Source organism: Phreatobacter sp. GW821-FHT04C01, assembly GCF_059420385.1.
Window position 1 is genome coordinate 65279 of the sequence record NZ_JBWKTP010000015.1, and the last position, 13301, is coordinate 78579.

11 protein-coding genes are annotated in these 13301 nt (G+C 65.6%); 2 read left to right on the plus strand and 9 right to left on the minus strand.

Annotation, left to right across the window (positions count from 1 at the left end; all coding sequences use genetic code 11):
• Nucleotides 1-6: 6 nt before the first annotated feature.
• Nucleotides 7-2145, minus strand: coding sequence for a S9 family peptidase (locus AC07WJ_RS34765; RefSeq protein WP_494939313.1), 2139 nt, complete (start codon nucleotides 2143-2145; stop codon nucleotides 7-9).
• Nucleotides 2146-2673: 528 nt separating this feature from the next.
• On the opposite strand from AC07WJ_RS34765, the gene AC07WJ_RS34770 reads away from it, so the two are divergent.
• Complete coding sequence (locus AC07WJ_RS34770) at nucleotides 2674-3093, plus strand: Ros/MucR family transcriptional regulator (protein WP_494939314.1); 420 nt, start codon at nucleotides 2674-2676, stop codon at nucleotides 3091-3093.
• A gap of 81 nt (nucleotides 3094-3174) precedes the next feature.
• On the opposite strand, the gene AC07WJ_RS34775 is transcribed toward AC07WJ_RS34770, so the two are convergent.
• The 3 genes from AC07WJ_RS34775 to AC07WJ_RS34785 form a co-directional block, all read right to left on the minus strand.
• A complete protein-coding gene (locus AC07WJ_RS34775; protein WP_494939315.1) occupies nucleotides 3175-4566 on the minus strand; it encodes a M20/M25/M40 family metallo-hydrolase in 1392 nt (463 codons plus the stop codon).
• A 128-nt stretch (nucleotides 4567-4694) separates the two neighbouring features.
• Nucleotides 4695-5144, minus strand: coding sequence for a hypothetical protein (locus AC07WJ_RS34780; protein ID WP_494939316.1), 450 nt, complete (start codon nucleotides 5142-5144; stop codon nucleotides 4695-4697).
• A 168-nt stretch (nucleotides 5145-5312) separates the two neighbouring features.
• Nucleotides 5313-6821 (minus strand): helicase HerA-like domain-containing protein, encoded by a 1509-nt coding sequence (locus tag AC07WJ_RS34785; protein WP_494939317.1) that lies wholly within the window; start codon nucleotides 6819-6821, stop codon nucleotides 5313-5315.
• A 301-nt stretch (nucleotides 6822-7122) separates the two neighbouring features.
• Between AC07WJ_RS34785 and AC07WJ_RS34790 the strand changes: the two genes are divergently transcribed.
• Complete coding sequence (locus tag AC07WJ_RS34790; RefSeq protein ID WP_494939318.1) at nucleotides 7123-7590, plus strand: GNAT family N-acetyltransferase; 468 nt, start codon at nucleotides 7123-7125, stop codon at nucleotides 7588-7590.
• 20 nt (nucleotides 7591-7610) lie between these two features.
• Here AC07WJ_RS34790 and AC07WJ_RS34795 read toward each other — a convergent pair whose 3' ends face one another.
• The 5 genes from AC07WJ_RS34795 to AC07WJ_RS34815 all read right to left on the minus strand — a co-directional run bounded on the left by AC07WJ_RS34795 (nucleotide 7611) and on the right by AC07WJ_RS34815 (nucleotide 13158).
• A complete protein-coding gene (locus AC07WJ_RS34795) occupies nucleotides 7611-9029 on the minus strand; it encodes an amidase family protein (RefSeq protein ID WP_494939319.1) in 1419 nt (472 codons plus the stop codon).
• Between the two features lie 164 nt (nucleotides 9030-9193).
• The gene (locus AC07WJ_RS34800) at nucleotides 9194-10189 is read right to left on the minus strand and encodes a Bug family tripartite tricarboxylate transporter substrate binding protein (RefSeq protein ID WP_494939320.1); all 996 of its coding nucleotides are present in this window, start codon (nucleotides 10187-10189) and stop codon (nucleotides 9194-9196) included.
• A gap of 155 nt (nucleotides 10190-10344) precedes the next feature.
• Complete coding sequence (meaB, locus tag AC07WJ_RS34805) at nucleotides 10345-11328, minus strand: methylmalonyl Co-A mutase-associated GTPase MeaB (RefSeq protein ID WP_494939321.1); 984 nt, start codon at nucleotides 11326-11328, stop codon at nucleotides 10345-10347.
• Nucleotides 11329-11404: 76 nt separating this feature from the next.
• Entirely contained in the window at nucleotides 11405-12862 is a 1458-nt protein-coding gene (locus tag AC07WJ_RS34810; RefSeq protein ID WP_494939322.1) for a methyl-accepting chemotaxis protein, read from the minus strand.
• Nucleotides 12863-12867: 5 nt separating this feature from the next.
• A complete protein-coding gene (locus tag AC07WJ_RS34815; RefSeq protein WP_494939323.1) occupies nucleotides 12868-13158 on the minus strand; it encodes a hypothetical protein in 291 nt (96 codons plus the stop codon).
• Nucleotides 13159-13301 lie beyond the last annotated feature (143 nt).

The following is a 13301-nucleotide window of genomic DNA, read 5'->3' on the forward strand; positions in this document are numbered from 1 at the left end:
CCTGGTTTACAAGGGCCGTTCGGCCGCTCCCACGACCTTGATCGCGAAGGCATAGGCCTTGGCGACCTCCTTCAGCCGGTCGAAACGCCCGGCAGCGCCACCATGGCCCGACTCCATATTGGTCACCAGCAGGACCGGATTGCCGTCGGTCTTGGCGGCACGCAGCCGGGCCACCCATTTCGCCGGCTCCCAATAGGTCACCCGCGGATCCGATACGCCGGCCAGCGCCAGGATCGGCGGATAGGCCTGGATCGTGACGTTGTCATAAGGCGAATAGCCGAGCATGCGGCGGAACGCCTCCGGATCGTGGATCGGGTCGCCCCATTCGCGCCATTCCGGTGGGGTCAACGGCAAGCTGTCGTCGAGCATAGTGTTGACCACGTCGACAAAGGGCACTTCCGCCACCACCCCGCCCCAGAGATCCGGCCGCATATTGGCAATGGCGCCCATCAGCATGCCGCCCGCCGAGCCGCCATGGGCGACGATCGCGCCCTTGGCGGTGAAGCGCTCGGCGGCGAGATGCTCGGCGACGGCAATGAAGTCGGTGAAGGTGTTGCGCTTGTGCTCACGTTTGCCGTTGCGATACCAGCGATAGCCCTTCTCCATGCCGCCCCTGACATGGGCGATGGCATAGACGAAACCGCGATCGACCAGCGACAGCCGCGTGGTCGAGAACGACGCCGGCATGGACGAGCCATAAGAGCCGTAGCCGTAAAGCAGCAGCGGCGCCGAACCGTCGAGCGCCAGGCCCTTGCGATAGACCAGCGAGACCGGCACCAACTCGCCATCGGCGGCCGGCGCCAGCAGGCGGCGCGTGACGTAACCCGCGGGATCATGGCCCGACGGCACCTCCTGGCGCTTGCGCAGCACGCGGGTGCGGGCCCGCATGTCGTAATCCCAGGTCTCGGCCGGCGTCGTCATCGACGAATAGACGAAGCGCAGCGTATCGGTTTCGAACTCGTAGCCATGGACGACGCCGAGGGCATAGGCCTCCTCGTCGAAGGCAATGGCATATTCGGCGTCAGTCGCCAGGTCGCGAACGACGATGCGCGGCAGCGCGTTCTCGCGCTCGAGCCGGACCAGCCAATGGGCGAGAACCGAGATCGACAGCACCAGGACGCCGGGACGGTGCGGGACCAGCTCCTGCCAGGCCTCGCGCGCCGGATTGCCGGCGGGCGCGACCACCACCTTGTAGTCCTCCGCGCCATCGGCATTGGTCAGGATGAACAGCGAAGGCTCGCCCCGATAGCTCGGATGGTAGTCCGGATAGGACTTGACCTCGTCTTCGCGCGCCAGGACGAGCCGCGGCTCGGCGGCCGGGTCCGTCAGGTCGAGGGTGCGCACCTCGGTCGAATCGCTCTGCGCCCCGGTAATGAAGGCAAGCCCCCCGGCGGTCGCCTGATCGAGCCCGACGAAAACGGTGGTGTCGGCTTCCTCATAGACCAGGAGGTCGTCGGAAGCCTTGGTGCCGACGACATGGCGAAACACCCTCAGCGGACGATGGTTGTCGTCGAGCCTGACGTAATAGAGCGCCGAGCCGTCGGCGGCCCAGACCGCATCGCCGCCGGTCTCGGGGACGATATCGGCGAGATCCGTGCCGCTCGCCAGGTCGCGAATCTTCAAGGTGAAGAATTCCGAGCCTTTGTCATCATGGCTCCAGGCGAGCCTGGCATGGTCGGGACTGTGTACGGCACCACCAAAATCGAAGAAGGCCTTGCCGTCGGCAAGCGCATCACCGTCGAGCATGACGTGTTCGGGTCCGTCGGTCCCGCGTGGACGGCGGCAGACGATCGGGTGCTGGCCGCCGCTGCGATAGCTCTCGTAATATTCCCAGGGACCATCGGGCGCCGGTACCGAGGAATCGTCCTGCTTGATACGTCCCTTCATTTCCTCGAACAGCGCGGCGATCAAATCCTCGGCCGGCGCGAGCACGGTCTCCGCATAGGCGTTCTCGGCTTCGAGATGGGCGCGGATCGGCGCCGGCAGCAGGCTCGGATCACGGAGCGCGGCCTGCCAGTTCTCGGCCCGCAGCCAGTCGTAATCGTCGCGCAGGACAGTGCCGTGAACGGTCTTTTCGACCTGATGGCGCGCGGCCACCGGTGCGATGGCGACCGTGCCGTCGAGCTGCGCAGGTTTGCTAGTCATATGTCGGTCCTTGGCGGCTGGATATTCAGGTCGATGGGCGAGAACCGGACCACCGTGCGGCACTCGAGAGTAAGCGAGAGGTATCGTGCTGGCGATGACGTGGTCATGGACATGGACTGCTGTCGTTGCCGAAGCCTTGCATTGCGGCTGCGTCGCGCCGATGACCTGCCTCAGGTAAGTCGCGACGGCGCCTGACGCAATGTACGGCTCCGTTGCGTTAGATGGCCGCAGCTTGTCAAAATTTTGGTTGTAAAATGACTCCCGTCGCCCGCATTCATTGAGCCGAGCTGACACCAAGATTACCAATTGTGACTGCGACGGTTAATCGCAATTCGATTTTACTTGAATTCTTTCATATTGGCCTTGAAACCTCATTTGAACAGCAGTATCTGCCTGCCAGTGACGATTTTCCGAATCGGCCTATCGCTAGGTGATGCGCCTCGGAACAACGACGCCACAGCAAAGCGTTTCAAGCGCTTGAATGTCACGGCGGCATTAATCGCCGCTTTTTAGAGGATTAACAAAGCCATGGCCGACTCGTTGACTACCAACAACTATATCGAGCTCGCTGCCGATATCGTCTCGGCTTATGTCAGCAATAACTCCGTGTCCACCACCGACCTTCCCAGCCTGATCAACAGCGTTCACAGCGCTTTGACCAATATTTCCGCCGGCAAGATCGAAGTGCCCGCCGAGCCGCTGAAGCCGGTCGTGCCCGTCAAGAAGTCCATCACCCCGGACTACATCGTGTGCCTGGAAGACGGCAAGAAGTTCAAGTCGCTGAAGCGTCACCTGCGCACGCAGTACAATCTCTCGCCGGAAGACTATCGTGAGAAGTGGGGCCTGCCGGCCGACTATCCGATGGTCGCACCGAACTATGCCGCAGCCCGCTCGCAACTCGCCAAGCAGATGGGCCTCGGCCAGCAGCGCCGCCGCAAGGGCCGCTGAGCCCAGGCCGCCGGGACTGAATTGAACACGCCGCGCGGATCGACCGCGCGGCGTTTTTCTGTTGCCTTGCCGCCGTTACCGTCAGTCGGCCAGCGCGTCCAGGATCCGCACCCAGCTGCGGATGCCCTTGTGGAAGCTCTTGAGGTCGTATTTCTCGTTGGGCGAATGGACCCGGTCGTCGTCCAGGCCGAAACCGACCAGCAATGAATCGACACCCAGCACATTCTTGAAATCGCCGACGATCGGGATCGAGCCGCCGGAACCGATGGTCACCGCCTTCTTGCCCCATTCGGCGGTGAGCGCCGCGCGGGCGCCGACCAGCGCCGGCATGGTCCAGGGCAACTGTATAGCGGGGCTCGCCTTGTAGCTGATGAACTCGACCTTGCAGTCGGCCGGCAACTGCGCCCGCACGAAGGCATGGAAGGCATCGCGCACCTTGAGCGGATCCTGCTGGCCGACCAGGCGGAATGAGATCTTGGCCGAAGCATGCGACGGGATCACTGTCTTGGTGCCTTCTCCGGTATAGCCACCGATGATACCGTTGGCGTCGCAGGTCGGGCGCGACTGCACCATCTCGATCAGCAGCCGTCCGGCCTCGCCGATCGGCTGGCTGAGCCCGATCGGCCCGAGGAAGTCCTGGGCGTTCAGTCCGAGCCCCTCCCAATCGGCCCTGATGTCGTCAGGCAGTTCCGGCACGCCGTCATAGAAACCGGGAATGGTGATGCGCCCCTGATCGTCATGCAGCGAACCGATGATCTTCGACAGCACGTGGATCGGATTGCGCGCGGCACCGCCGAAAAGGCCCGAATGCAGGTCCCGGTCGGCGGCGATCACCTTGACTTCCTCATAGACCAGCCCGCGCAACGAGGTTGTGATGGCCGGCGTCGCCGGGTCCCACATGCCGGTGTCGCAAACCAGCGCGATATCGGCCTTCAGGTCGGCGGCATTGGCCTTGACGAAGTCGAACAGATGTTTCGAGCCGCTCTCCTCTTCGCCTTCGATCAACAGCGTCAGACCCATGGGGAGCGACCCCGTCACCTGTTTCCAGGCCCGGCACGCCTCCACGAAGGTCATCACCTGGCCCTTGTCGTCGCAGGCCCCGCGCGCGACGATCCGCTTGGCGCCGTCGGGGCCGGTCGCGATGCGCGGCTCGAAAGGCGGACTCTCCCAAAGATTGAGCGGATCGACTGGTTGCACGTCATAGTGCCCATAAAACAGTGCATGCGGGCCGGCAGCGGCCGGGCTCTTGGCGACGACCGCCGGATGCCCGCCAGTCGGGCGCACATCCGCCGCGAAGCCGATCGTCCTGAGATCGGCCGCCAACCATTCAGCCGCGGCAACGCAATCCTTGGCGTAGGCGCTGTCGGTCGAGATGGATTTGATCCGCAGCAGCGCGAAGAGCCGATCGAGGCTCTGATCAAGCGAACTGTCGACGGTCGCGAGCACCTGCTCGACGGGGCGGGATGAGGTCATGGCGGGATTCCAGCATTGGCGGAGATGCCGACGCTAACAAGACCCGACCGGTTTGGGAACGGCCCGGGATCAACCACCTGGAACCATCAAATGACAGGGCTGGCCACCGGATGAGGGATATGGGCCGTTCAGGCCGCTGCACGCCGGGCCGCGTCGCGTTCGCGGCCGAGCCGGCGGACCCGCTGCAGAAGGGCCCCGACCCGGCGGTAGAGCACCCGTGCGGGCACGGTATCACCGAGCACCGCCGCAAAACCCGCCGCCTGGGCCACATGGTTCGAGATGGCCGCCGGCGACGCCGTCAGCAGCAGGCAAGGTATGGATGTGCTGAGCGCATCCGTCGGCGGACGTGCCAGCCCGCGCTCGCTACGCGCGAAGTGGGCTGGAAGCTCTTCGTCGTGAACAACGATGACATCGACCTTGCCACTGGCAATGCGGGCGGCGAGGTCAAGCGCCGATGTCACCACCGCGACATGGCTCATTCCAAGGTCCCGGAGGTCCTGGACGGCTTTGTCCGCCTCCGCCCCGGCCGTGCGCAGCAAAACGACCTGCGCCGCCTGGATCTGCTTCATCCCCGCCATAGCCCCAATCCCGACATTCGCGCGGTCGCCGATGCAACTTATTGGATACAATACATGTTAATCGTCTTCCATACTAGCCTACGAGAGTCAGAAGACGGTGGATGTGTCACACCCGCGACAACCGGCCGCGACACCCGGCCGGAAACGACGGGCGGTTGACGCGCCACGTCAGCGCCGGAAGCCGCCGAGCACGCCGCGGATCAGCGCACGCCCGATCTGAGTTCCCACCGAACGCGCGATCGAGCCCGCGGCATTGCGGATGACCACCTCGCTGGTGGTCATCCGCGTGCGACCGCCCTTGCCGGCGGGTGCGGCACCGCCACCCAGGATACTGCCGAGAAGGCCGCCAAGACCGCCGGCATCGGCCTCCTGCGGCGCCGGAGCCTGTTCCTCCTGGTGACGCTTCTGCAAGACTTCGAAGGCCGATTCACGATCGACGACGTCGTCATATTTTCCCTTCATCGGGCTCTGGTTGATGATTTGCCGGCGCTCCTCCACCGTCACCGGCCCGATGCGCGCGGTCGGCGGCGCGATCAGCGTGCGCTGGACCATGGACGGTACGCCATTGCCCTCCAGCGTCGAGACCAGCGCCTCACCCTTGCCGAGTTGGGTGATGACCTCTTCGGTGTTGAGCTGGGGATTCTGCCGGAAGGTGGTCGCCGCCGCCTTGACCGCCTTCTGGTCGCGCGGCGTGAAGGCGCGCAGCGCATGCTGCACGCGATTGCCGAGCTGGGCCAGGATGGTATCGGGCACGTCGAGCGGATTCTGCGTGACGAAATAGATGCCGACGCCCTTCGACCGGATCAGGCGCACCACTTGCTCGATCTTTTCGATCAGCGCCTTGGGCGCGTCGTTGAACAGGAGATGGGCTTCGTCGAAAAAGAACACCAATTTCGGCTTGTCGACGTCGCCGACCTCCGGAAGTTCCTGGAACAGTTCCGACATCAACCAGAGCAGGAAGGTCGCGTAGAGCTGCGGACTGCCCATCAGCTTGTCGGCGGCCAGCAGGTTGATCGTGCCGCGGCCATCGCGGTCGGTCCGCATCAGGTCCTTCAGGATCAAGGCCGGCTCGCCGAAGAACTGGGCGCCGCCCTGATTTTCGAGCGTCAGCAGCTGGCGTTGAATGGCCCCGACCGACTGTGCCGAGACATTGCCATAGGCCGCGCGCAGCTCGTTCTGCAATTCCTTGTTGGAGCCAAGCTCGGCCAGCATCGCGCGCAGATCTTTCAGATCCAGCAGCAGGAGCCCCTTCTCGTCGGCATAACGGAACAGGATGTTGATCACGCCCTGCTGCGTATCGTTCAGATCCATCAGGCGCGACAGCAGCAGCGGCCCCATTTCCGAAATGGTCGCGCGGATCGGATGGCCCTGCTCGCCGAACAGGTCCCAGAATACCACCGGAAACTGTGCCGGCGCCCATGGCATGTCGACCTGCTTGGCCCGGTCGAGGATGAAGGGCTTGGCCTCGCCCATGGCGGCGACGCCGGACAGGTCGCCCTTGATGTCGGCGGCGAAAACCGGCACGCCGGCATTGGAAAAGCCTTCGGCCAGCACCTGCAGCGTGACGGTCTTGCCGGTGCCGGTGGCGCCGGTGATCAGGCCGTGGCGGTTGCCGAACTTGAGGGCAAGCACTTCGGGCTTGGTGCTCTTGCCGATGAAGAGGCTGTCGTCGGCCATGAGATTATTCCTGGGCTGTTGCGCTGCATTGCGATGGTTGTAGCAATGCCCGGCGGCTGCCGCCAAGCACGATCGCGCACGCACAAGCGCGAACGGCGCCCCGGCCGGACGCCCGCTCCGCATCTGTTGTCACCACGAGCACAAACCAAGACTGCGTCGGAAGCAGGGCGAACGGCCGGCTGCAGCGACGCTTTCCCCAACCGCCCGCGCCGGCCTAGACTTGGCGTCCGGCTTCTCGCGGCGGTCACTGGGCCGCTGGACATGGCAATGTGCGCCGGCAGGTCGATGCAGAGGGTGGACAATGGAGATTCGCCGGGCCATCGAAGCCGATGCGGGCGAGGCCGCCGAAGTGCTCCGTCGGTCGATCGCGGAACTGTGCCGCCCCGATCACCACGACGACCCGGCGATCCTCACCGGCTGGCTCGCCAACAAGACGCCCGAAACCGTCGCCGCCTGGATCGCCGATCCCGACACTTTACTGATGGTCGCGGTCGATGTGACGGGAGCCATTGCCGGCGTCGGGTCGGCGGCAGATTCGGGAGAGATCACGCTCAACTATGTCTCGCCGACGTTCCGCTTTCGCGGCGTCAGCAGGGCCATGGTGGCGCGGCTGGAACAGCACCTCGCCGGTCTCGGCCGCCGCCGCGCGGTCCTCACCAGCACGGCGACGGCGCATCGCTTCTACCTGAGCGCCGGCTATCAGGACGACGGGCCGCCGAAACCGTGGCCCGGCGGCCGCATCCATCCGATGGCCAAGGAACTGGGCTGAACCCGGCCTTCCGCCAAGCTTCAGCCGCGGTCCCACAATTGCCGGACCAGCACGCCGGCCTTCTTCTCGATCGCGGCCGCCGCATCGAGGCAAAGATCCTCGCGGTAGCGCGAACCGACGATCTGCACGCCGACCGGCACACCCGCGTTGAGGCCAACGGGGACGACGGCGGCCGGCAGCCCGAGCACGTTGATCGACGAGATGAAGCGGAGGTCGTTGTAGAATAGTTCTTTCACCCGCTTGTCACCGCCGAGATCCGCATTGGTTTCCGGTGTCCGCTTGACCGTGGTCGGGGTCAGCACCAGCGGATAGTCTTCCAGGAAGGCCATCCAGTTGCGGATATGGCGCGAGCGATCGCTGATCGCCTTCATGTAGCCGGCCTGGTCGAGCTTGGTCGCCAAAGCCAGGAAACCGTCGAGCGACTTCTGGAAGTCCGGGCCGGCGGTGGCGCGCATCTGCGTTTCCTGCAGGACCGCCAGTTCGGTCATGATCAGATTGCACCAGAGCTGCCAGACGCCGCCGAGGTCGGGCACCTCGACCTCGGTGACGTTGTAGCCGGCATCGCTCAGATGATCGGCCGCCTTGCGGACCAGCGAAATCACCCCGCGATCCGTGTCCATGTCGCCGGGGATCTTGGCCAGCGCCACCTTGATCGGCCCCTTGAGCTTCGGCCCCTTCAAGGGCGCCGGCACCCACCAGGGGTCGCGCGGATCGCGCTGGGCCATGACTTCGAGGCCGAGGCGGACATCGCGGATCTCGCGGGCCATCGGCCCCTGCGACGACATGAACTGCGCCATCAGCGGCCGCTCGGCCGTGGCGCTCGGATTGAAGGCCGGGATGCGGCCCTGGGTCGGCTTGATCGTCGCGATGCCATTGCACTGCGCCGGCCAGCGCAACGAACCGCCGATATCATTGCCGTGGGCGATGGTGCCGATGCCCATGGCGACGGAGGCGCCGGCGCCGCCCGAGGAGCCGCCGCAGGTGACGGCCGGGTCCCAGGGATTGAGCGTCAGCCCGTGCAGCGGATTGTCGGTAAAGCCGCGCATCGAGAATTCGGGCGTATTGGTCAGCCCGAGAATGATCGCCCCGGCCTTCTTCAGATTGCTGGTGACCGGCGAATCGCCCGGCGCGATATTGTCCTTGAACGCCACCACGCCGTTGGAATTGGCCTGGCCCTCGACATCGATATTGATCTTGATGGTCACGGGAACGCCGTGCAGCGGGCCGACATCCTTGTTCTTGGCAAGCGCCTTGTCGGCGGCCTTGGCGGCCTTGATCGCCTCTTTGCTCAGATCGACGACGACGGCGTTGATCGCCGGATTGGCCTTGTGCAGGCGGTCGACATGGGCACGCACCACCTCTTCCGAGCTCACCTTGCCCTTTTTGATCGCCGCCGCCGTTTCCACGGCGGACCATTGCCAGATCGGTGTTTTCGCCACGTTTCTTCCCCTATGCCGAATGCGGGCGAAACCGTAACGGAGGCGGATCGCGAAAGTCGAGCCGCCTTGCCGGCAGGGGTCGCCTGCACGCGGCGGCGGTCTCGCCCCGGGCCGGACCGGCAAGCCGATGCCGGCCGGCCCTTCCCTCGCCAACGCCTGAATGCTCAGTCGAGCTTGGTTCCCGAGACCCTGACCAGTTCCTCCCAAAACGGATTCTCAGCCCTGATGACCTCCTTCAGCGCGGCGGGCGAGGGATCGGTCAGCGCCATCAGGCCAGCCGGTGTCATCCGTTCGCCATAGCGCTGCGTGGCCACCGCCGCGACGATGGCCTTGTGATAGTCGGCGACAACGGCCTCCGACGTTGCCGCCGGCACGACGATGGCAAACCAGGTCTGCATGTCGATATCGGCGAGCTTCAGGTCGGCGAATTCCTTCATGGCCGGCACATCCGGCAGGAAGGCCTGCCGCTCGGCACTCGCCACCGCCAACGCCTTGAAAGTGCCGGCCGCGACATTGGGCAGCAGCGCCGCCATGGTGTCGAACATCAGGTCGATATTGCCGGACATCAGATCGGCGATCGCCGGCGCGCCGCCGCGATAGGGCACATGGACCATGGCCGTGCCACAGCGGGCGTTGAGCAGACCCAGCATCAGGTGCGAGGTCTGGCCGAGCCCGGACGAACCGAAATTGATCTTGCCGGGATTGGCCTTGCCCCAGGCGATCATGTCTCGGAACGTTTTCCAGCCGCGCTCCTCGGCCTTCCGGGCATTCACCACGCACAGGATCGTGCCGGTGGCGATGCGCGAAATCGCGGTGAGATCCTTGTCCGGATTGTAGAGCATCCGCGAGAACAGGTATTTGTTGGTGATCAGCGTCGAGGCGGTGGCCACGCCGGCCGTCGTGCCGTCGGCCGGCGAATTGGCGACATTGGCGATCCCGAGCATGGCGCCGGCGCCGCCGATATTCTCGACCACGACGCGGCCGCCGGTCGCCGGTCCGAGCGCATCGGCCAGAAGCCGGCCGACGAGATCCAGCGCGCCGCCGGCGAGAAATGGCACGACCAGCCGCTTCAACGGAATGGTCTGCGCCTGGGCGCCTCGGGTGAAAAGGAACGGCGCGCCGAGCGCGGCCAGCCCGATGGTGCGGCGCGTGATTGCCATCATATGCCCTTGTGGTTTCCTGGGTACGCACCGGCTTGTTGGCCGCCGGGCGCGAGACCCTATCGTGGTGTCGCCGCGATCAACAAGGTTGCCGCCGGGATGGCTGGCCATCGCGGCGCGCGGGCCGCGATGGCGCCGGCGCTTCACGCAAAATCCTAGAGCCCGAGCACCTTGGCGATCTCCTCGACCGCCACCATCGGCGCGACCCGCCCGCTGGCCACATCCGCCTCGAGCGCCGGGAGGCGGGCCTTCAGCACAGGATCGCGCTTCAGCCGGTCGGTGACCCGCTCCTGCAGCATGGTCCACATCCATTTGACGCCCTGGGCGCGCCGCTTGGCGGCGAAATCGCCCGAGGCCTCGGTCTTGCCGCGGAAAGAGCCGATCTGCTCCCACAGCGTGTCGAGCCCCTGATTGGCAAGGCCCGATATCATCAGCACCGGCGGCGACCAGACGCGCGATTTCGGCGCCATGATATGCAGGGCCGCGCGGTATTCGGCCGCGGCGGCCTTGGCGCGCTGCGCGCCGTCGCCATCGGCCTTGTTGACCGCGATGATGTCGGCGAGTTCGAGAATACCCTTCTTGATGCCCTGCAGCTCGTCACCGGCGCCCGGCAGCATGAGCACCAGGAAGAGATCGGTCATCTCGGCGACCGCGGTCTCCGACTGGCCGACGCCGACCGTCTCGACCAGGATGACGTCGAAGCCGGCCGCCTCGCACAGCAGCATGGTCTCGCGCGTCTTGGCGGCGACGCCGCCAAGGGTTCCGGACGACGGCGAAGGCCTGACATAGGCGGCGGGATCGATGGCAAGCCGGGCCATGCGCGTCTTGTCGCCGAGGATCGATCCGCCGGTGCGCGACGACGACGGATCCACCGCCAGCACGGCGACCCGATGGCCGGCCGCCGTCAGGTTGGAGCCGAACGTATCGATCGTCGTCGACTTACCCGCCCCGGGCACGCCGGTAATGCCGATGCGGATGGCACGGCCGGTCTCCGGCAGCAGGCGCTGAACGAGTTCGCGCGCGAGCGCCTGGTGCTCTGGCCTCGTCGATTCGACCAGCGTGATGGCGCGGGCGAGCACCGCGCGGTCGCCGGCGCGAATGGCTTGGCTCAGCTTTTCGATGTCGAGAGGCGGACGCATGGATGGGTGGTAACAAAGCGGCAGATTCGATGCGAGCGGAATAGCCGCCACAAAGGGGCTTACGGCCGGCCGCGCGTCAGGCCGCCTTGAGATCCGCCATGAAACCCGCCACCTCACGTTGGAGGTCGGCCGACTGCTCGGCCAGCGATCGCGACAGCCCCATGAGCTGCGCCGAGGCCGAACCGGCGACTTCGGTGGCCCTGCCGACACTGACGATATTGTCGGTCACCTCGGCGGTGCCGCTTGCGGCGCGTTGCGTATTGGCCGCGATCTCGGCGGTCGCCGCGCCTTGCTGCCCGACGGCGGCGGCGATCGAGGATGTGACCTCGCGAATGGTGCCGATGGTCGCGACGATGCGGGAGATCGCGTTGACGGTGACCGTGGTCGCCGACTGAATCTCGGCGATCTTGCCGCCGATATCATTGGTGGCCTTGGCGGTCTGGGCCGCGAGCTGTTTCACCTCGGAGGCAACCACCGCAAAGCCCCTGCCCGCCTCGCCGGCGCGCGCCGCTTCGATGGTCGCGTTGAGCGCCAGGAGATTGGTTTGTTCGGCAATCGCCCGGATCAAGGCGACGACGTCACCGATCTGCCCGGCCGCCGCGGTCAGCGCCAGGATATTGTCGTTGGTCCTGGCCGCTTCCTCGGCCGCCGTTTCGGCGACACCGGCGGAACGGGCGACCTGGCTGTTGATCGCGCCGATCGAGGCCGACAGCTCCTCGGCGCCGACCGCCACGGTCCGCACATTGGTCGACGCATTCTCGGCGGCAAAGGCCACGGCCTGCACCCGTTCGGCCGTCTCCTTGGTGGTGCCGGACAGGTTGCGGGCGGCGTCGGCCACGTCGGTCGACGATCCGATCAGCGTGCCGGCGAGCGCCTGCAGCCGCAAAGTGAACTGCTCGGCCGATGCGGCGCGTTGAGCCAAGCGCTCGCCCTGGGCCGCCAGTTCGGCCGAGATCTGCTTGGTATGGGCGGAATCGCTCTGGGCCGCCACCGCCTCGGCGATGGCATGGTCGGATTCGGCGAACAGGGCCTGCAGCCGATAGGTCAGCCAGCTCAGCACGGCCGTTTCGACGATCACGATGACCGCGTGGACGACGACCCGCAGAAGGTCCGGATTGCTGGCCGGGAAGACCGCCATCGGCAGCGCGAAATTCAGCACCAGATGATGAACCGCCGTGACCGCCGCATTGGCCACGATGGCGCGCCAGTCGCACCAGCCGGCGACCACCGCCAGCATGGCGAAGAAATACATGTGCATGTCGATCTGGTAGCCATGGCCGGCAAAGACATAGACCAGCATCGCGACCAGGCCCGATGCCGCCATGGCGGTGACCATGCGGGTCGCCGGTCCGGTCCGGTCGCGCCACCAGACGAAAGTCGCCCCGCCCGCGAGCATCAGGCAGCCGGCCGTGGCGACCGGCGCCGAGACCGCACCGAGCGCCAGGGCCAGGACAGAGATCAGCGCCGCGTTGGCCCAGAGAAACAGCACCAGGACGAGGCCGAATTTCTGGCGGAGATGTTCCAACCCCTGCATTGACCTCAGCTCCCCGAGAGACAGCCACCCGCGATCCGCGGGTCGAAGACGACGAGCGCACCGGCGCCATAAAGTGCCGCGACGAAGTCACTCCTGTTGCCGTGGGCAAGGATCACCCAGGCCAGCCTGGACGGCCTGACGATCGATCCCTCGGCTGCCGCGACGATCTCGGCCGCCCGGCTGGCCGTCGCGAAGGGCCACACCACCACCGCCACGTCACCGTCCGGCCGCGGACTGGCGAAGGCCGCAGCGAATACTGCCGACATCATGATCGCAAAGAGGACGACCGTTCGCATCCGGCACTTCTCAGGTTCGATCGACCACCAACGGCGCAGACGCAACGATCAGTAATGGTACGAATGCATTGTTTATTTGGTGTTAATTGCATTGAATGCGAGACACAACCGACAAGCTCTTTTCCTCATGACGCCCCGGCAAG

Coding starts and splice junctions, on each gene's coding strand:
- AC07WJ_RS34765 (WP_494939313.1), bottom strand. CDS start 2,145: ATGACTAGCAAACCTGCGCAGCTCGACGGCACGGTCGCCATCGCACCG.
- AC07WJ_RS34770 (WP_494939314.1), top strand. CDS start 2,674: ATGGCCGACTCGTTGACTACCAACAACTATATCGAGCTCGCTGCCGAT.
- AC07WJ_RS34775 (WP_494939315.1), bottom strand. CDS start 4,566: ATGACCTCATCCCGCCCCGTCGAGCAGGTGCTCGCGACCGTCGACAGT.
- AC07WJ_RS34780 (WP_494939316.1), bottom strand. CDS start 5,144: ATGGCGGGGATGAAGCAGATCCAGGCGGCGCAGGTCGTTTTGCTGCGC.
- AC07WJ_RS34785 (WP_494939317.1), bottom strand. CDS start 6,821: ATGGCCGACGACAGCCTCTTCATCGGCAAGAGCACCAAGCCCGAAGTG.
- AC07WJ_RS34790 (WP_494939318.1), top strand. CDS start 7,123: ATGGAGATTCGCCGGGCCATCGAAGCCGATGCGGGCGAGGCCGCCGAA.
- AC07WJ_RS34800 (WP_494939320.1), bottom strand. CDS start 10,189: ATGGCAATCACGCGCCGCACCATCGGGCTGGCCGCGCTCGGCGCGCCG.
- meaB (WP_494939321.1), bottom strand. CDS start 11,328: ATGCGTCCGCCTCTCGACATCGAAAAGCTGAGCCAAGCCATTCGCGCC.
- AC07WJ_RS34810 (WP_494939322.1), bottom strand. CDS start 12,862: ATGCAGGGGTTGGAACATCTCCGCCAGAAATTCGGCCTCGTCCTGGTG.
- AC07WJ_RS34815 (WP_494939323.1), bottom strand. CDS start 13,158: ATGCGAACGGTCGTCCTCTTTGCGATCATGATGTCGGCAGTATTCGCT.